Raw genomic sequence first — 16,977 nt, forward strand, 5'->3', positions numbered from 1 at the left:
GCCTCTTGAATCCGCTTGTCGACTCGCGCCATGACTTCTTTGCCCGTGCTGTATTCGTTCCGGCGCTGCCCCTATGCCATGCGGGCCAGGCTGGCCTTGAAGGCCGCGGGCGTGCCGGTGGCCCTGCGCGAGGTGGTGCTGCGCGACAAGCCGGCCGAACTGCTCGCGGCCAGCCCCAAGGGCACGGTGCCGGTGCTGGTGCTGCCCACGGGTGAGGTGATCGATCAGAGCCTGGACATCATGCGTTGGGCGTTGGTGCTGCACGATCCCCAGGGCTGGCTGCCCCCCGACGGCAGCCGCGAAGCGGCGCTGACCCAGCATTGGCTGGCCAGCAACGATGGGATGTTCAAGGCCCTGCTGGACCGCTACAAGTACCCCGAACGCCACCCGGAACACCCGGCCAGCCACTGGTGTGAGCAGGCACTGGCCCAACATCTTCAGCCCCTGGAGGCCCTGTGGCAGGCGCAGGGCGGACCGCACTTGCTGGGCCCCCGGCCCGGCCTGCTCGATGCAGCCCTGATGCCCTTTGTGCGCCAGTTCGCCCAGGTGGATGCCGCCTGGTGGGCCCAGGCGCCCTTGCCTGGGCTTCAGCAGTGGCTGGCGCAATGGTTGGCCAGCCCTTTGCTCGACAGCGTGATGCTGCGCTGGCCGGTCTGGCGCACTGGCGACGCAGAGCCGCGCTTCTGACGGGGGCCGGACTCAGTTCCGGGGCTTGGTGCCGCGATAACGTCCCTGCTGCGCCAGCCGGCGCGCCATTCGTCCAATCCGCTGGACCTGCCGACGATCCCTGGGCGGAACCATGGGGCGCCGCCTCCTGTGTCCGGGCACGATTTGAATTCTCTGTTGACGCCCAGGATTCGCTGGGGGCAGCTCCCACCATTTCGTAGCCAAGGTGTTCGCATGCCTGATCAAGACAAGACGCTCATGGACCCCACTGGAGACGAGCCATGGTTTGGCTGAACAAGAGTCCCTTCATTCGCAGTGCTGCAGACCTGCTGGCTGAGCTCAATGCGGTGGATGAATCCACCCGCATTGAGGCCAAGCGAGCCAGTGAACTCGGTAAGTCGATCATGCAAACGGTGATTGCCTTCGCCAATGAGCCCGGACTCAACGGGGGATACCTGTTGTTGGGAGCAGACTGGTCCACCAACGACAAAGGCGACACGGTTTACCAGGCTGCAGGCTTGCCCGATCCGGACAAGGTCCAGAGCGATCTGGCGTCGCAATGCGCAAGCATGCTCAGCATCACGCTGCGGCCCGAGATGCAGTTGGAGATCCTGGACGGTAAGAGTGTGCTGGTGGTCTATGTGCCTGAGGCCGACGTCACCCACAAGCCGGTTTATTTCAAGGCAACAGGTTTGCCTCGTGGGGCTTATCGCCGTATCGGGAGCACCGACCAACACTGCGTTGACGAAGACCTCTGGGTGCTGCGCGGTGAAAGCCAGCCCAGCCATGGCCCCGATGCCAGCATCCTGTCGGATGCCCGACTGGATGACTACGATCCTGCAGCCATAGCGGCCTACCGGCGTGACCGCGCACGCATCAACCCACAGGCTGAAGAATTGGCCTACGGCGACGAAGACATGCTTGAGGCGTTGGGGGCTCTGCGCCGAACGGACGAAGGCTGTCAGCCTACTTTGGCTGGCATGGTGTTGTTCGGCAAGCCGTTGGCGTTGAGGCGCCTCTTGCCCATGGTCCGCATCGACTACATCCGGGTGCCGGGCACGGATTGGGTGGAGGATCCGGAGAACCGCTTTCAGTCCATTGATATTCGCAAGCCCCTGCTGTTGGCCCTGCCACAGGCCGAGGCGACCATCATCGATGAAATGCCCAAAGGCTTTCGATTGCCCGAGGGGCAACTGCAAAGCGTGCAAGAGCCCATATTGCCGCGCAAGGTCATCCGCGAGGCACTGGCCAATGCGGCCATGCACCGCAGTTACACCGTGCACAGTCCAACGCAGATCATTCGCTTTGGCAATCGCATTGAGGTGCGCAACGTGGGTCACTCGCTCAAGACCCCTGAGCAACTGGGGGCTCCAGGCTCACGCTTGCGCAACCCGGTCATTGCCGCGGTGTTGCACGATCTCCATCTGGCCGAAGCGAAGGGGACCGGGATTCGCGCCATGCGCCGCTTGGCCGAGGAGGCCGGGCTGACGGCACCGGAATTTCACTCCGACCGGCAGGCCAACGAGTTCAAACTCACCCTTTTCCTGCACAACCTGCTGACCGAGGACGACCATGCCTGGTTGCGCAACTTGGCTGGCGGTGCGGTCAGTGGCGATGAAGCCAAAGTGCTGATTTATGCCCGTGAAACAGGCGCGGTGGACAACAGCGCCTGTCGTGACTTTTGCGGCCTGGACACCTTGTCGGCCAGCCAGGTCCTGCGCCGTTTGCGAGACCGTGGCGTGCTGGAGAAGGAGGGCTCGGGCAGTCGCACGTATTACATACTGGCCCAGCAAGGCATCACCCCTGGCTTGGCACCGCCCCAACAGGCACAAGACACGCTGACAGAAACTCCCTATGAGTTATCGCAAGCATATGGAGATTCGTCGAATCCCCCTATGGTTGTGTCTCAATCCCCACCTGCTCTGCGCAACGATATCCCGCCTGTGTTGCAACAGCGCATCCTGGCCGCAGGAAAGAAACCACGTCAGGCCACGGTTCGCGAGTTGATCCTGGCCTTGTGCAGTTTGCGGCCTTGCGCTGCGGCTGACCTGGCCCGACTGCTGGGCAACCGTGACCCTGGCGAACTCAGACGACTGCACCTGAGGCCTATGCGTGAAGCTGGGCAGTTGACCTTGAAATACCCAGAAACCGAAAAACACCCCCATCAGGCCTATATTGCCGTTGGTGTCCAAGGTCAGAACCATCCATGAACAGGCTCTCTTGCTCCGGCAGACCGATTGGGATGGAGGCGCTCAGTTCCGATGCTTGGCCCACTTGGCGGCCAGGGCTTGCACAATGCCCAGGCCGCGTTGGCCGGGACGCAGCTCGAAGCGCTGGCCGGCGGTGAGCGTGCCTTCCTGCACCACCGAGAGGTAAAAGCCGCAACGGGCACTTTGGGCCATCAGGCGTGCGGCCTGGGCAAAGCCCATCACGGCGTTGAACTTGAAGCAAGGCTCGCGTGGGGCGGCCACGCGCAGCACGCAGTCGGGAAAGTGCAGCTCGTCCCCGACCCAGACCTGGGCTTCCAGCAGCCCTGTCAACGTCAGGTTCTCGCCCGCGAAACCCGGTGGCAAAGGCTCGTCGAACAGGCTGACACCCGCCTGCTGCCGTTGCTGCTGCCACCAGGGGTAATGCTCGGCGGGCCAGGCATAGACCGCCTTGGACAGGCCGCCATGCACGCTGGGATCCGCCTGTTCGTCACCGGCCAGGCCCAGCCGGGCCACGCCCACCGGCCCGTCGACCGGGGTCTTGCCAATGGCTGTCATGATGCGTCGCCCCTGGATCTGCAGGGGGCGCACGCGGCCGGTGTTCACGCTGAGCAGTTGCATCTCAAACCTTCCCGTTCAGGGGCAGTTCGGCGGCGCTGGCGGGGCGCCCGTACAGGTAGCCCTGGTAGGCATCGCAGCCATAGCTGGCCAGGCGGTCGCGTTGTTCGGTGGTTTCCACCCCTTCGGCGATCACTGCCAGGCCCAGGTTCTTGCCCAGGGCCACGATGGTGCGCGCGATGGTGGCGTCGTTGGCGTCCTCCAGCAGATCGCGCACAAAGGATTGGTCGATCTTCAGCTGGTCCAGCGGCAGTCGCTTGAGGTAGCTCAGGCTGGAGTAGCCGGTCCCGAAGTCATCCAGCGAGAAGCCCACGCCATGCGTCTGCAAGGCGCCCATCTTGGTGATGATGTCTTCCACGTCGTGCAGCAGCAGGCTTTCCGTCAGCTCCAGCTTGAGCCGCTGGGCTGGGGCACCGGTGGCGGACAGGGTGTCCAGCACCTGCTGCACGAAGTCGGCCTGCCGGTACTGGCGGGCGCTCACGTTGATGGCCAGGGTCAGGTGGGCATGGGGCGGGCTTTGGGCCCACTCGGCGAGTTGGCGGCAGCCCTCGGTCAACACCCACAGGCCCAGGGGCAGGATCAGCCCGGTTTCTTCAGCCATCGGGATGAAGTCGGCCGGTGACACCAGGCCCCGCTGCGGATGTTGCCAGCGCACCAGGGCCTCGGCCCCCAGAACCTGGCCGGCGGCGCTCACCTGGGCCTGGTAGGCCAGCAGCAACTGACCGTCGCGGATGCCCACGCGCAGGTCCGATTCCAGGGCGGCGCGTTCGGCCACCAGGGCCTGCATGGCGGGGTCGAAGAAGCGCAGTGTGTTGCGCCCGGCCGCCTTGGCCTGGTACATGGCCAGGTCGGCGCGCTGCAGCATGTCGTCCACCTGCGAATGCTGGTCGAACAGCGCCACACCCATGCTGGGCGAGCAGTGGTATTCGTTGCCGGCCAGGTCGTAAGGCTGGTTCAGGGCCAGTCGGATGTTCTCGCCCACCGTCTCGGCCTGGCGGGCAGCATCCACCGGGTTGCCGTCCAGTCCGTCGAGCATGACCACGAACTCGTCGCCGCCCAGGCGCGACACGGTGTCGGTTTCGCGCACGCTGTGCAGCAGGCGACGTGCCACCTGCTGCAGCAGCAGGTCGCCCTTGTCGTGCCCCAGGGTGTCGTTGAGGGTCTTGAAGTTGTCCAGGTCGATGAAGATCAGCGCGCCATTGCGTTGGCGCCGCACGCTGGCGGCCAGGGCCTGGCGCAGGCGATCCAGCAGCAGGCGGCGGTTGGGCAGGCTGGTCAGCGGGTCGAAGAAGGCCAGGTGCCGGATCTCGTTCTCGGCCGCCTTGCGTTGGGTGATGTCGGTCAGCGTGCTCACGTAGTGCGTCACCTCGCCACCTTCGCTCTTGACCGCAGTGATGGTCAGCCACTCGGGGAAGATGTCGCCGTTTTTGCGCCGGTTCCAGATCTCGCCTCGCCACTGGCCGGTTTCGAGCACCGATTTCCACAGGTTTTCGTAGAAGGTGCGGTCATGCCGGCCCGACTTGAGGATCTGGGGCGTCTGACCCACCACGTCCTGCGAGCTGTAGCCGGTGATCTCGGTGAAGGCCTGGTTGATCTTGAGGATCACGCCCTGGCTGTCGGCCACCATCATGCCCTCTTGCGTTTCGAAGGCGGTGGCTGCAATGCGCTGCTCGGCCTCGATGCGGCGCCGCTCGGTCACGTCCTCCAGGATGACCAGGTACTGCGTGATGTGGCCCTGGTCGTTGAGCACCGGCGACACCTGCACCTTGTGCCACAGCATGGCGCCGTTCTGGCATTGGATCGGCAGCTCGCCCTGCCAGGGCTGGCCTTTGCTCGCCACCTCCCAGATCTCTTCGTAACGGGCCTTGTCCTCGCCGGGGGCACGCAGGAGCTGCGGCAACTGGCCCAGCACCTCGGCCTGGGCGTAGCCGCTCATGCGTTCGAACTCGGGGTTCACATAGGTGATGCAGGCGCCGGTGTCGGTGATCATGATGGACACCGGGCTTTGCGCCATGGCGCGTGACAGGGTCTTGAGCTCGGCCGCCTGCTGGCGCAAGGCCTCCAGGTGGCGGGCGTTTTCACGGTGGTAGGCCAGGAACAGGCGGCGTGACCAGCGCGAGAACAGCAGCGAGGCGCCCAGCGCCACCCCCAGGGCGGCGAGCACGGCCAGGCCCAGGGTCAGCCAGCGCTGTGGGCTGCCGTCCTCATACAACTGGCGCTCGCGGGTGATCGACGACTCCAGTTCGTTGTCGAACACGGCCGCGGCAATCACCCAGCCCCAGGGCTCGATGACCTTGACCAGCGCGGTCTTGGGGCTCATCTGGCCGGTGTTGGGGTGGGGCCACTCATAGTGGATGAAGCCGCCGCCGTTCTGCCCGGCGTGGAAGATCTTTTCCACCGCGGCTGCTTCGGCCGGCGGCAGGCCGGAATAGTGCAACCCTTCCAGCGAGGCGTTGGAGGGGGACAGCAGTGAGCGGCCTTCGCGGTCGACCAGGCCGAAGTAGCCGCTGACGCCGAAGCGCAGCGAGCGCAGGTGGGCCAGCGCTTCCTGCTGCTGAAGCTCATCCCATTTCGAGGTGTAGTCGCCGGTGCCGATCAACCAGTCGTAGGGCGCAAAGTAGCGCACATAGGCCAGCTTGTCCGCCATTTTTTTGGGTTGATCCGGCAAGTACCAGCGGTACTGCGAGAAGCCTTGACCGCGGGGCTTGCGGGCGGCCTCGATCAGACCTTTCATGATGGGATGCCCGGTGTCGTCGCGGTTGTCCGGCGACAACTTGCCTTCGAGTTGGGGCGCGGTGGGCAACAGGATGAAGCGGCCCTCCATGTCATCGATGAAGTAGTAGCCCCGTCCGTCGTAGAAGCGCACCTGGCGCAGGGCTTCGACGATCAGTTGGCGAACTTCGGCCGGCGGCCGCCGCGTGGCTTCACGCTGGTAGATGGCGTCGGCCACCTGCATGGCGTTGTCGACCTGATTGACCAGGCTGCGGCGCAGCACATCGTGGGTGCGAGAGCGCACAAACTCGACGTAGCTCAGGGCCGAGTCCATCTCGGCGGACAGGCGTTGCTGCTGCTGCTGTTGCAACACCGCCTCCACCCGTTGCAGCGAGGCGCGTTGCTCGGCCAGGTTCTGCCACGAGAAAAACCCCACCAGGGCCAGCGTCAGGCTCAGCACCACCACCAGCGTGCCGACCAGGTGCAGGCGCGGCACGGTCTTTTCGTTGGCGATCAGGCGCAGGGCACGGCGCTCGGGGCGGGGTTCGGGCTGATTCATCAGGTCGTCTGCAACTCAGCGCCTCAGCGCATCAGCGCTTCGATCTCGTCGGCCTTCACCGGCACGTCGCGGGTGATCAGCTCGCAGCCCTGAGCCGTGACCACGGCATCGTCCTCGATGCGGATCCCGATGTGGTGGAAAGCCTCGGGCACGCCCGGGGCCGGCCGCACATACAGGCCGGGTTCGAGGGTCAACACCATGCCCGGGTGCAGGATTCGGCTGGGCCGGTTGGTGATGGTCTCGCCCGACAGCGGGTCACGCCGCTGGCTGCTGTGGCCCAGCTCGGTGGGCTCCACATAGCTGCCGCAATCGTGCACATCCATGCCCAGCCAGTGGCTGGTGCGGTGCATGTAGAACGGGAAGTAGCTGCGGTTTTCGATCACGTCCTGCACGCTGCCCACGGTGTTGCGGTCGAGCAGGCCCAGGTCGAGCAGGCCTTGCGCCAGCACCGCCACGGTGGCGTCGTGCGGGTCGTTGAAGCGCGCGCCGGCGTGGGTGGCGGCCACGGCCGCGTCCTGCGAGGCCAGCACCAGGTCGTACAGGGCCCGCTGTGGTCCGCTGAAGCGGCCGTTGGCCGGGAAGGTGCGGGTGATGTCGCTGGCGTAGCTGTCGAGCTCGCAGCCGGCATCGATCAGCACCAGCTCGCCGTCGCGCACCGGGGCGGCATCGGCCCGGTAATGCAGCACACAGGCATTGGCCCCGGCGGCCACGATGGAGCTGTAGGCCGGGTACTGTGATCCATGGCGCCGGAACTCGTGCAGCAGTTCGGCGTCCAGGTGGTACTCGCGCACGTCCTGGCCGGCGCGCAGGCGGCTGGCGCTGAGCTGCATGGCGCGCACATGGGCGCGGGCGCTGATCTGCGAGGCCCGGCGCATGATGGCCAGTTCATGCTCGTCCTTGATCAGGCGCATCTCGTCAAGAACCCCGCACAGGTCGCGTTGCATGGCCGGGCACAGGGCGCCGAAGCGCACCCGGGCGCGCACCTGGCTCAGCCAGCCGTCGACGCGGGATTCCAGGCCTTTGTGGGTGGCGAAAGGAAAGTGCACCACGTCGCGGTTTTCCAGCAGCTTGGGCAGGCGGGTGTCCAGTTCGGTCACCGGCCAGGCGGTGTCCACGCCGAGGGCGGCAGGGGCCGCATCGGGGCCCAGGCGGTAGCCATCCCAGATCTCGCGTTCCAGGTCCTTGGGGTTGCACCACAAGGTGCTGTGGCCGTCGCCGGTGATGACCAGCCAGGCGTTGGGTTCGGTGAAGCCGGTCAGGTAGTAGAAGTAGCTGTCGTGCCGGTACAGGAAATCGCTGTCCCGGTTGCGCTGGCGCTCGGGTGCGGTGGGCACGATGGCGATGCCGTTGGGCCCGATGGCCTGGGCCACGCGGGCGCGGCGTTCGGCATAGACGCTCAAAGGGGTGGGGGCAAGGACAGGGAGGTCGGACATGGCGGGCTTTCGGCGGCGGGGTGGGCTGTGGTGGGGCGGATCAGGCCGCGTTCAGGGGCTCGTTTTGGGGCTCGTTCAGGGGCTCGTTCAATTGGGCAAGGCGTTCGGGCGTGCCCACGTCGGTCCAGCGGCCGGTGTACAGGCTGGCGCTCACGCGGCCCGCGTCCATGGCGCGGCGCAGCAGCGGGGCCAGCGGCGCGGCCTGGCCTTGCGGGTTGCCGGGCGCGATGTCACACCAGGGGTGCTTGAAAAGGTCGGCACGGTACAGGCCGATGGTGCTGTAGGTGTGGCGGGGCCCAGGGTGGTCGGGCGGCAGGTTCAGGGCCAGGCCCTCGGGGCTCAGGCCGAAGTCGCCGCGTGGGTTGTGCGCCGGGTTGGGCACCAGCCACAGGTGAGCCAGGGCGTCGCTGGCGCGAAACCGGGCCAGGGCCTGTGGGTCGAACACGAAGTCGGGGGCAAAGACATCGCCGGCGGCCAGCCAGAACACCTCGCCCAGTTGGGGCAGCGCGCGGGCAATGCCGCCCGCGGTCTCCAGCGCACCCCCAAAGGCAGCGGCCTCGTCGGAGTAGCTCAGCGCCAGCGGGCCGTGCGCGGTCTGGCAGGTCGACCCGAAAAAATCCTGGATCTGCTGACCCAGCCAGGCGGTGTTGATCAGCACGCGGTGGCAGCCGTCCCGCGCCAGGGCCTCCAGCTGCCACTGCAGCAGCGGACGGCCCTGTACCGCGAGCAGCGGCTTGGGCTGCCGGTCGGTGAGCGGGCGCATGCGCTCACCGCGGCCCGCGGCCAGCAGCATGGCCGGGGTGTCTTGAAGAAGGGCGTCTAGCGTGGGGTTCATGGATCAGACCGGGGTGGGGTGGGCCGCGTCGACCAGGCTGCCACGCTGCAATTCCTGCAGCCGCTGGCGGCCGGGCTGGAACAGGCTCAGCAGCCGGGCCAGCAGGGCGCGGGCCTGGGGGCCGTGGTCGGCGCCCACATTGCACACATAGACATCAAGGCTCACCGCGCCCAGCTCGGGCCAGGTGTGCACGCACAGATGCGATTCCGCCAGCAGCACGGTGGCGGTCACGCCGCCGGGGCCCTTGGGGCCGGCCGGGAAGGGGTGCAACAGCTGGCTCACCGCCTGCAGGCCGGTGGCCGCCACGGCCTCCAGGCAGGCCTGGCCCAGGGCTGGCGCGTCCTGCAGCCAATGGGGCTCGCAGCGGCAGTCGTGCAAATCAGCGGTCAGATGAAGGCCAAGCATAAGAGGCTCCACTTTAGTGCAAGTCAGGGGTTGAATGAGGCGGAAGGTGGCCTTGAAAGCGGGCTTCGCGACCTGGGTCGGGCGGGCCCGGTAAAATGCGGGGTTTCCCCCAGACCCTCCAATCCGGAGCTTCTCCCGATGGCCAACACCCAGCAACAACAAGACATGGCAAACGCGATCCGCGCGCTGGCCATGGACGCCGTTCAACTCGCCAACTCCGGTCACCCCGGTGCCCCCATGGGCATGGCCGACATGGCCGTGGCCCTGTGGGGTCAGCACCTCAAGCACAACCCGAGTCAGCCGCAATGGCTGGACCGTGACCGCTTCGTGCTGTCCAACGGTCACGGCTCGATGCTGATCTACGCGCTGCTGCACCTCACCGGCTACCCGCTGCCGATCGAAGAGCTGAAGAACTTCCGCAAGCTGCACAGCAAGACCGCAGGCCACCCCGAAGTGGGCATCACCCCCGGCGTGGAAACCACCACCGGCCCTCTGGGCCAGGGCATCACCAATGCCGTGGGTTTTGCGCTGGCTGAGAAGCTGCTGGCCAAGGAGTTCAACCGCGACGGCCATGCCGTGGTCGACCACCACACCTATGTCTTCATGGGCGACGGCTGCCTGATGGAAGGCATCAGCCACGAAGCGGCCGCCCTGGCCGGCGCCTGGAAACTGGGCAAGCTGATCGCCCTGTACGACGACAACGGCATTTCCATCGACGGTCAGGTCGCCCCCTGGTTCATCGACAACACCGCGCAGCGCTTCCAGGCCTATGGCTGGAACGTGATCGGCCCGGTGGACGGCCATGACGTGGACGCCGTGTCGCAGGCCATCGCCCAAGCCAAGGGCCAGAACGCGGCCCCCACCCTGATCATCTGCAAGACCGCCATCGGCAAGGGCTCGCCCAACCGGGCCAACACCGCCAAGGCCCACGGCGAACCCCTGGGTGCCGAGGAAATCGCCCTGACCCGCGAAGCGCTGGGCTGGCCGCACGCCCCCTTCGAGATCCCGGCCGACGTCTACGCCGCCTGGGACGGCAAGGCCCGTGGCACCGCCGCTGAAGCCGAGTGGAACACCCGCTTTGCCGCCTACCAGGCCGCCCACCCCGAGCTGGCCGCCGAGCTGCTGCGCCGCATGGCCGGCGAGTTGCCGAAGAACTTCGCCCAGGTGGCGGTTGATGCCGCCATCGCCGCCCACACCAAGGCCGAGACCGTGGCCAGCCGCAAGGCCAGCCAGCTGGCCCTGGAAGCCTTCACCGCCGCGTTGCCCGAGCTGCTGGGTGGCTCGGCCGACCTGACCGGCTCCAACCTCACCAACACCAAGAGCACCCCCAACCTGCGCTTTGACGCCGCCGGTGAGGTGGTGCAGACCGCTGCGGCCGATGGCCAACTGGTCGGTGGTCGCCACATCAACTACGGTGTGCGCGAGTTCGGCATGGCCGCCGTCATGAACGGCGTGGCCCTGCACGGCGGTTTCATCCCCTACGGTGGCACTTTCCTGACCTTCAGCGACTACAGCCGCAATGCCATCCGCATGGCGGCGCTGATGAAGCAGCGCGTGATCCATGTGTTCACCCACGACTCCATCGGCCTGGGCGAAGACGGCCCGACCCACCAGTCGATCGAACACGCCGCCAGCCTGCGCCTGATCCCCAACCTCGATGTGTGGCGCCCGGCCGACACGGCTGAAACCACCATCGCCTGGGCCGTGGCCCTGGAAAACAAGAACCGCCCGACCGCCCTGCTGCTGTCGCGCCAGAACCTGCCCTACTCGCCCAAGAAAGACCTGGGCGAGATCAGCCGCGGTGCCTACATCCTGAGCGAGCCGGCCGACATCGGCATCAAGCGCAAGCCCCAGGGCGTGATCATCGCCACCGGCTCCGAAGTGCAGCTGGCGCTGGCCGCCCAGAAGCTGCTGGCCGAGAAGAAGGTTTATGTGCGCGTGGTCTCCATGCCCAGCACCACCACCTTCGATCGCCAGACCCTGGCCTACAAGAAGTCGGTGTTGCCGGCTGGCCTGCCGCGCGTGGCGGTCGAGATGGGCAGCACCGATGGCTGGTGGAAGTACGGCGTCGCCGCGGTGGTGGGCATCGACACCTATGGTGAGTCGGCCCCGGCCCCGGTGCTGTTCAAGCATTTCGGCTTCACCGCCGAAAACGTCACCGACACCGTGTTGGTGGCCTTGGGCAAAGCCAAGAAGAAGTAACCCACACGAAGCAAATCCAACGAGCCGGCGCCCGACGCCGGCCGCCCCTTGTTCATTTTTTAACTCCAGGAAAGAGACTGACATGGCTATCAAGGTTGGCATCAACGGCTTCGGCCGCATCGGCCGCATGGTGTTTCGCGCTGCGGTGCAGAACTTCTCCGACATCGAGATCGTCGGCATCAACGACCTGCTCGAGCCCGACTACCTGGCCTACATGCTGAAGTACGACAGCGTGCACGGCCGCTTCAAGGGTGAGATCGCCGTCGAAGGCAACACCCTGGTGGTGAACGGCAAGAAGATCCGCCTGACGGCAGAGCGCGATCCGGCCAACCTGAAGTGGAACGAAGTGGGCGCCGACGTGGTGATCGAATCCACCGGCCTGTTCCTGACCAAGGAAACCGCTGAGAAGCACCTGGCCGCTGGTGCCAAGAAGGTGATCCTGTCGGCCCCGTCCAAGGACGACACCCCGATGTTCGTCTACGGCGTGAACCACCAGACCTACGCTGGCCAGGCCATCGTCTCCAACGCTTCGTGCACCACCAACTGCCTGGCCCCCGTGGCCAAGGTGCTGAACGACAAGTGGGGCATCAAGCGCGGCCTGATGACCACCGTGCACGCGGCCACCGCCACGCAAAAGACCGTGGACGGCCCGAGCAACAAGGACTGGCGCGGCGGCCGCGGCATCCTGGAAAACATCATCCCCAGCAGCACCGGTGCTGCCAAGGCCGTGGGCGTGGTGATTCCTGAGCTCAACAAGAAGCTGACCGGCATGTCTTTCCGCGTGCCCACCTCCGATGTGTCGGTGGTCGACCTGACGGTGGAACTCAACAGCGCTGCCTCTTACGCCGAAATCTGCGCCGAAATGAAGGCCCAGTCGCAAGGCGCTCTGAAGGGCGTGCTGGGCTACACCGAAGACAAGGTGGTGGCCACCGACTTCCGCGGTGAATCGTGCACCTCGGTGTTCGACGCTGAAGCCGGCATCGCCCTGGACAGCACCTTCGTGAAGGTGGTGAGCTGGTACGACAACGAATGGGGCTACTCGAACAAGTGCCTCGAAATGGTGCGTGTCGTCGCCAAGTAAGTCTCGTTGACTCTGCAAAACGCGCCTTTGGGCGCGTTTTGTTTTTGGAATCTGCCCTGGTGTGTCGCCTTGCATGGACTCTGTGCAGCGCCACGCCCGTGGGTGGCCGGGATCGGAGGTGGCTGTTCCGATCCAGGGCCTGATTTCTGCAGCCGCACAAGGGAAACTCTCCATGAAAACACAAGCTCGATTCCTCCGCTCCACCCTGGCTGCCGCTGCGGTGCTCGCCCTGACCGCCGCGGTGTCGGCCCAGGAGGTGCAGGTGGTGAAGATCGGCCACGCGGGCCCCGTCTCGGGCGGCATTGCCCACATCGGCAAGGACACCGAAAACGGCGTGCGCCTGGCCATCGAAGAAGCCAATGCCCAGAACCCCGTGATCGGCGGCAAGAAGATCCGCTTTGAGCTGGCCGCCGAAGACGATGCGGGCGATCCGCGCCAGGCCACCGCCGTGGCCCAGAAGATGTGCGATGCCAAGGTGGCTGGCGTGGTGGGCCACCTGCAGTCGGGCACCTCGATCCCGGCGGCGACGATCTACGCCAAGTGCGACCTGCCCAACATCACCGCCTCGGCCTCCAACCCCGATCTGACCAAGCCCGGCTACAAGACCACGTTCCGTCTGATTGCCAACGACAACGCCCTGGGCGCCGCACTGGCCTACTACGCCGCCGATGCGCTCAAGGTCAAGCGCGTGGCCATCATCGACGACCGCACCGCCTATGGCCAGGGCGTGGCCGGCGTGTTCAAGGCCACGGCCCTGCAAAAAGGCCTGACCGTGGTGGGCGAAGAGTTCACCAACGACAAGGCGACCGATTTCATGGCCATCCTCACGGCCATCAAATCCAAGAAGCCCGATGCCATCTTCTACGGCGGGCTGGATGCCCAGGCCGGCCCCATGCTGCGCCAGATGGAGCAACTGGGTCTGGGGGACGTGAAGCTGTTCGGCGGCGACGCGCTGTGCACCGAAAAGCTGGCTGAGCTGTCGGCCAAGGCCGCGCCGCTGGCGGGTGTGACCTGTGCCACCGGCGGCGCGTCGGTGGCCAAGATGCAGGGGGGCCCCGAGTGGAAAAAGCGCTATGACACCCGCTTCCCGGGCCAGTTCCAGATCTACAGCCCCTACGCCTACGATGCCACCCTGGTGCTGATCGACGCCATGAAGGCCGCCGGCTCCACCGACCCCAAGGTGTACCTGCCGGCCCTGGCCAAGACCAACCGCCATGGTGTGACCGGCCAGATCGCCTTCACGGCCAAGGGTGAGCTGACTCAGCCGGCCGTCACCCTGTACGGCTACCGCGACGGCGTGCGCACCCCCTTGAACTGAGCATGGGCCAGCCCTCTTCGGCGCTGAGCCTGCATTTCGCCGACTCCGAGCTGGCCGGTGTGCAGGCCTGGCCGGCTGCCCACGGGGGGGCCGGCCTGCAGCTGCGCTGGGCCGCAGCGGCGGTGGTCGCCTCGGCCCAGCAGCCGGGTGATCGCCCTCGACAAGGCCATTTGCGCGGGCTGCTGCTCGACCTGTGGCCCGCCCCTGCGCCTGGGGTCGACACGGCGGAACTGCCTCTGGGCGCTTTGCTGGACGGCGAGTTGCAGTGGCAAGGCCGGCGCCTGCGGCAACTGCCTTTGCCGGCACGCCTGGAGGGCCCGCTGAGCCTGCGCCTGTGGGGCCGCCGGGGCGAGCTCTGGACCTGGCAGGGCCAGGGCCTGTGCTGTGACCCGGCGGGGCTGACCTTCTTCGAATCCCTGGCCTGCTGAGCGCCCTGCGGCCTGCCGCGGGGCCTTGATCAAAATCAAGCCACGACGGTTGGGGCGGTCGACAATGGTCATGGACCCGGGTTGTGTGACCCGGGCTGGTGGGGCAAAAAGCACCCCGGAAAGCGCAATCTCAGATGCGATGGATGTTGGACCGCGAGACCTTGTCCGTGGTCGTTTCGATGGTGGCCCAGGTGACCTTGTTGGTCATGTACACAGTCTGGCGCATCAACCGCGAGGTGGCCGGCCTGCGCTGGTGGATGGCTGCCTCGGCCACGATGTCGGTGGGTTTTCTGGCCATCCCGGTGGCGTTGGGGGCGGGCTGGTCGTTTTCGCAGGCACTGATCGTCAACCATGCGGCTGGCCTGAGCACCTTGATGCTGCTGTTGCAGGGCTGTCTGCGTTTCAGGGGGCATCCCGCGGGCGACTACTGGCCTCGCGCCCTGTGGGTGCTGGTGCCGGCCGCCTTGCTGTCGTCCGTGCTCAACCACGCGCATGCGGTGCTGCGCTATCAGATCCACGACGCCTTCAGTGTGCTCTTGCTGCTCCTGTCAGCCTGGGTGATGTGCCGTCACAGCCGGCCCGAAGAACGCCTGGTGCACCGGGTGGCCGGCTTTTTCCTGCTGTTGATGGCGGCGGCCATGGCCACACGCTGGGTGCTGGCCTGCCTCGCCCCCGATGACCAGAGCATTCAGGGCCATCCCTTTCAGGGCGTGCTGTACCTGATGCTGGTGCTGTTCATCGTGGGCTGGACCTACAGCATCAGCCTGGCCTGCTACCAGCAGGCGCAAAGCCGGGTGCTGGCGCTGGCCCGCGAGGATGCGCTGACCGATCTGCCCAACCGGCGCTACTTTGATGAAACCCTGGACCGCGAGGTGGCGCGCTGCGAGCGCAGCCACCAGTCCTTCGGCCTGGTGATGGCCGACCTCAATGGCTTCAAGCAGGTCAATGATCGCCTGGGCCATGACGCCGGTGACGCGGTGCTGATCGAGGTGGCTCGGCGCCTGCGCGAGTTTGCCCGGGGCGGCGACTTTGTGGCCCGCCTCGGGGGGGATGAATTTGTGATCCTGATCCACGATCTGTCCTCCCTCAGCACCGGAGAACAGGCGGTGCACCGCCTGCGCAAGACCGTCAACGGCCCCATGAGCCTGGCCAGCGGGAGCCCGGTGGACATCGAAGTCAGCCTGGGCCTGGCGCGCTGGCCTGAAGACGCCAGCCAGCCCGGTGATCTGGTCAAGGTGGCCGACTTGCGCATGTACGCGGAAAAAGCCCTGCTCAAGGCCCAGCGTGGGGTCGCGAGAGCGTGAGCGCCTGAACAGAACCCTTGCGTTGTCAGCGCTGCCGTGCCGCAGCACGCAGCGGCTGCAGCAACTCGGACAGGCCGTTGTGATCGATCTCATGCATCAGCGCCAGCAGTCTGCCGATGTCACCTTGGGGAAACCCTTCGCGGGCAAACCAGTTCAGGTAGGGGCCCGGCAGGTCGGCCAGCAGGGTGCCCTTATGCTTGCCAAAGGGCATCTCGGTGCTCACCAGGCGTTGCAAGTCTTCGGGTTTCATGAGGCTCAGCCCCCGGCACGCTTGGCCGCATAACCCTGCTTGAGCAAGGTGGCCAGCACGGTGTCGCGGTGGTCACCCTGGATTTCGATGTCGCCGTCCTTGGCCGTGCCGCCCGAACCACAGGCGGCCTTGAGTTGTTTGGCCAGGGCGTCCAGTGCGCTGGCCTCCAGCGGCAGACCCTTCACCACGGTCACCCCCTTGCCGCGCCGGCCCTTGGTCTCCAGCCACACCCGCACGGCCGCCCCTTTCAGCGCTGCCTTCTGGGTACGTTCCTGGGCCATTGCCTCGCAGCGGCATTGGTCCAGCGGCTGGGCACAGCCAGGGCAACTGCGTTCGGCGGCCGGCGTGGTCACCAGGCCGCCCAGGCTGGCCAATTGGGCCAGGTCGGCCAGTCCGTTCTTTTTCATGGCGGCGCAGGCCTCAGTGGTGGTGGCCGTGCTCGCCGTGCACGTGGCGGTGGGCAATCTCTTCTTCGCTGGCAGCTCGCACATCCGTCACGTGCAGGGTGAACTGCAGGGCCTGGCCGGCCAGGGGGTGGTTGCCATCCAGGTGCACTTGCGGGCCCTTGATCTTGACCACGTGGTAAATCTGCGGCTGCCCCTGGTCGTTGCGGCCTTCGAGTTGGCCGCCCACCTTCACGCCGGGCGGGAACTCGGCCTTGGGGATCACGCGCACCAGGCTTTCGTCGCGCAGACCGAAGGCGTCTTCGGGCTGCAGCTTCAGCAGCACCTTGTAGCCAGCCTCCTGGCCTTGCAGCGCCTCTTCGATCTTGGGCAGGGTGTTGTCGTAGCCGCCGTGCAGGTAGACCATGGGGGTCTTGCTCTGCTCGATCAGTTGCCCCTGGGCATTGGCCACCTTGAATTGCAGGGTGACGACGGTGTCTTTATCGATCTTCATGCGCGGCCTTTGTGGGCTGAGAAAACAAGGCCCGCATTGTCGCGCACTGCGGCCTCGCCCGT

At 66.2% G+C, this 16,977-nt stretch carries 15 protein-coding genes; 7 read left to right on the forward strand and 8 right to left on the reverse strand.

The annotated features are described in order from the left end of the window. The first annotated feature begins 30 nt into the window (after positions 1-30). Together AC07VS_RS10525 and AC07VS_RS10530 are read left to right on the forward strand one after the other, a co-directional pair. The gene (locus tag AC07VS_RS10525; RefSeq protein ID WP_494750919.1) at positions 31-687 is read left to right on the forward strand and encodes a glutathione S-transferase N-terminal domain-containing protein; all 657 of its coding nucleotides are present in this window, start codon (positions 31-33) and stop codon (positions 685-687) included. A 260-nt stretch (positions 688-947) separates the two neighbouring features. Next, positions 948-2,876, forward strand: coding sequence for a DUF8451 domain-containing protein (locus AC07VS_RS10530; RefSeq protein WP_494750920.1), 1,929 nt, complete (start codon positions 948-950; stop codon positions 2,874-2,876). Positions 2,877-2,918: 42 nt separating this feature from the next. Here the strand turns inward: AC07VS_RS10530 and AC07VS_RS10535 are convergent, their stop codons facing one another. The 5 genes from AC07VS_RS10535 to AC07VS_RS10555 are packed head-to-tail and all read right to left on the reverse strand — an operon-like array spanning position 2,919 to position 9,435. Beyond that, positions 2,919-3,494: an MOSC domain-containing protein gene (locus AC07VS_RS10535; protein ID WP_494750921.1), complete on the reverse strand. Its 576-nt coding sequence runs from the start codon at positions 3,492-3,494 to the stop codon at positions 2,919-2,921. 1 nt (position 3,495) lies between these two features. Further along, positions 3,496-6,762 carry a bifunctional diguanylate cyclase/phosphodiesterase gene (locus AC07VS_RS10540; protein WP_494750922.1) on the reverse strand — a complete coding sequence of 1,089 codons (3,267 nt, stop codon included), beginning with the start codon at positions 6,760-6,762 and terminating at the stop codon, positions 3,496-3,498. A 23-nt stretch (positions 6,763-6,785) separates the two neighbouring features. Next, the gene (locus AC07VS_RS10545) at positions 6,786-8,195 is read right to left on the reverse strand and encodes an aminopeptidase P N-terminal domain-containing protein (RefSeq protein ID WP_494750923.1); all 1,410 of its coding nucleotides are present in this window, start codon (positions 8,193-8,195) and stop codon (positions 6,786-6,788) included. A 40-nt stretch (positions 8,196-8,235) separates the two neighbouring features. After that, entirely contained in the window at positions 8,236-9,030 is a 795-nt protein-coding gene (locus AC07VS_RS10550; RefSeq protein ID WP_492348509.1) for a nucleotidyltransferase family protein, read from the reverse strand. Between the two features lie 3 nt (positions 9,031-9,033). After that, positions 9,034-9,435, reverse strand: coding sequence for an S-adenosylmethionine decarboxylase family protein (locus AC07VS_RS10555; RefSeq protein WP_494750924.1), 402 nt, complete (start codon positions 9,433-9,435; stop codon positions 9,034-9,036). Between the two features lie 138 nt (positions 9,436-9,573). Between AC07VS_RS10555 and tkt the strand changes: the two genes are divergently transcribed. The 5 genes from tkt to AC07VS_RS10580 all read left to right on the forward strand — a co-directional run bounded on the left by tkt (position 9,574) and on the right by AC07VS_RS10580 (position 15,768). After that, positions 9,574-11,637: a transketolase gene (gene tkt, locus AC07VS_RS10560; RefSeq protein WP_494655784.1), complete on the forward strand. Its 2,064-nt coding sequence runs from the start codon at positions 9,574-9,576 to the stop codon at positions 11,635-11,637. A gap of 82 nt (positions 11,638-11,719) precedes the next feature. After that, the gene (gene gap, locus AC07VS_RS10565; RefSeq protein WP_492348506.1) at positions 11,720-12,718 is read left to right on the forward strand and encodes a type I glyceraldehyde-3-phosphate dehydrogenase; all 999 of its coding nucleotides are present in this window, start codon (positions 11,720-11,722) and stop codon (positions 12,716-12,718) included. Between the two features lie 172 nt (positions 12,719-12,890). After that, positions 12,891-14,036: a branched-chain amino acid ABC transporter substrate-binding protein gene (locus tag AC07VS_RS10570; RefSeq protein WP_494655783.1), complete on the forward strand. Its 1,146-nt coding sequence runs from the start codon at positions 12,891-12,893 to the stop codon at positions 14,034-14,036. A 2-nt stretch (positions 14,037-14,038) separates the two neighbouring features. Beyond that, the gene (locus AC07VS_RS10575) at positions 14,039-14,464 is read left to right on the forward strand and encodes a hypothetical protein (RefSeq protein ID WP_494750925.1); all 426 of its coding nucleotides are present in this window, start codon (positions 14,039-14,041) and stop codon (positions 14,462-14,464) included. Positions 14,465-14,598: 134 nt separating this feature from the next. Beyond that, entirely contained in the window at positions 14,599-15,768 is a 1,170-nt protein-coding gene (locus tag AC07VS_RS10580; protein ID WP_494750926.1) for a GGDEF domain-containing protein, read from the forward strand. Between the two features lie 25 nt (positions 15,769-15,793). On the opposite strand, the gene AC07VS_RS10585 is transcribed toward AC07VS_RS10580, so the two are convergent. From AC07VS_RS10585 to AC07VS_RS10595, 3 genes are read right to left on the reverse strand one after another with little or no spacing between them, the layout of a single operon-like run. Next, a complete protein-coding gene (locus AC07VS_RS10585) occupies positions 15,794-16,018 on the reverse strand; it encodes a DUF3820 family protein (RefSeq protein ID WP_494655780.1) in 225 nt (74 codons plus the stop codon). A 5-nt stretch (positions 16,019-16,023) separates the two neighbouring features. Further along, a complete protein-coding gene (locus AC07VS_RS10590) occupies positions 16,024-16,425 on the reverse strand; it encodes an SUI1 family translation initiation factor (RefSeq protein ID WP_492348501.1) in 402 nt (133 codons plus the stop codon). Positions 16,426-16,438: 13 nt separating this feature from the next. Further along, the gene (locus tag AC07VS_RS10595) at positions 16,439-16,915 is read right to left on the reverse strand and encodes an FKBP-type peptidyl-prolyl cis-trans isomerase (protein WP_492348500.1); all 477 of its coding nucleotides are present in this window, start codon (positions 16,913-16,915) and stop codon (positions 16,439-16,441) included. Positions 16,916-16,977 lie beyond the last annotated feature (62 nt).

Source organism: Curvibacter sp. GW821-FHT01G03 (assembly GCF_059422285.1).

Bases quoted from the DNA above. Each gene is read 5' to 3' on its own strand.
- AC07VS_RS10540 (WP_494750922.1), bottom strand. From the start codon at position 6,762: ATGAATCAGCCCGAACCCCGCCCCGAGCGCCGTGCCCTGCGCCTGATC.
- AC07VS_RS10585 (WP_494655780.1), bottom strand. From the start codon at position 16,018: ATGAAACCCGAAGACTTGCAACGCCTGGTGAGCACCGAGATGCCCTTT.
- AC07VS_RS10525 (WP_494750919.1), top strand. From the start codon at position 31: ATGACTTCTTTGCCCGTGCTGTATTCGTTCCGGCGCTGCCCCTATGCC.
- AC07VS_RS10575 (WP_494750925.1), top strand. From the start codon at position 14,039: ATGGGCCAGCCCTCTTCGGCGCTGAGCCTGCATTTCGCCGACTCCGAG.
- AC07VS_RS10595 (WP_492348500.1), bottom strand. From the start codon at position 16,915: ATGAAGATCGATAAAGACACCGTCGTCACCCTGCAATTCAAGGTGGCC.
- AC07VS_RS10550 (WP_492348509.1), bottom strand. From the start codon at position 9,030: ATGAACCCCACGCTAGACGCCCTTCTTCAAGACACCCCGGCCATGCTG.
- AC07VS_RS10545 (WP_494750923.1), bottom strand. From the start codon at position 8,195: ATGTCCGACCTCCCTGTCCTTGCCCCCACCCCTTTGAGCGTCTATGCC.
- tkt (WP_494655784.1), top strand. From the start codon at position 9,574: ATGGCCAACACCCAGCAACAACAAGACATGGCAAACGCGATCCGCGCG.
- AC07VS_RS10590 (WP_492348501.1), bottom strand. From the start codon at position 16,425: ATGAAAAAGAACGGACTGGCCGACCTGGCCCAATTGGCCAGCCTGGGC.
- AC07VS_RS10580 (WP_494750926.1), top strand. From the start codon at position 14,599: ATGCGATGGATGTTGGACCGCGAGACCTTGTCCGTGGTCGTTTCGATG.
- AC07VS_RS10535 (WP_494750921.1), bottom strand. From the start codon at position 3,494: ATGCAACTGCTCAGCGTGAACACCGGCCGCGTGCGCCCCCTGCAGATC.
- AC07VS_RS10555 (WP_494750924.1), bottom strand. From the start codon at position 9,435: ATGCTTGGCCTTCATCTGACCGCTGATTTGCACGACTGCCGCTGCGAG.
- AC07VS_RS10530 (WP_494750920.1), top strand. From the start codon at position 948: ATGGTTTGGCTGAACAAGAGTCCCTTCATTCGCAGTGCTGCAGACCTG.
- gap (WP_492348506.1), top strand. From the start codon at position 11,720: ATGGCTATCAAGGTTGGCATCAACGGCTTCGGCCGCATCGGCCGCATG.
- AC07VS_RS10570 (WP_494655783.1), top strand. From the start codon at position 12,891: ATGAAAACACAAGCTCGATTCCTCCGCTCCACCCTGGCTGCCGCTGCG.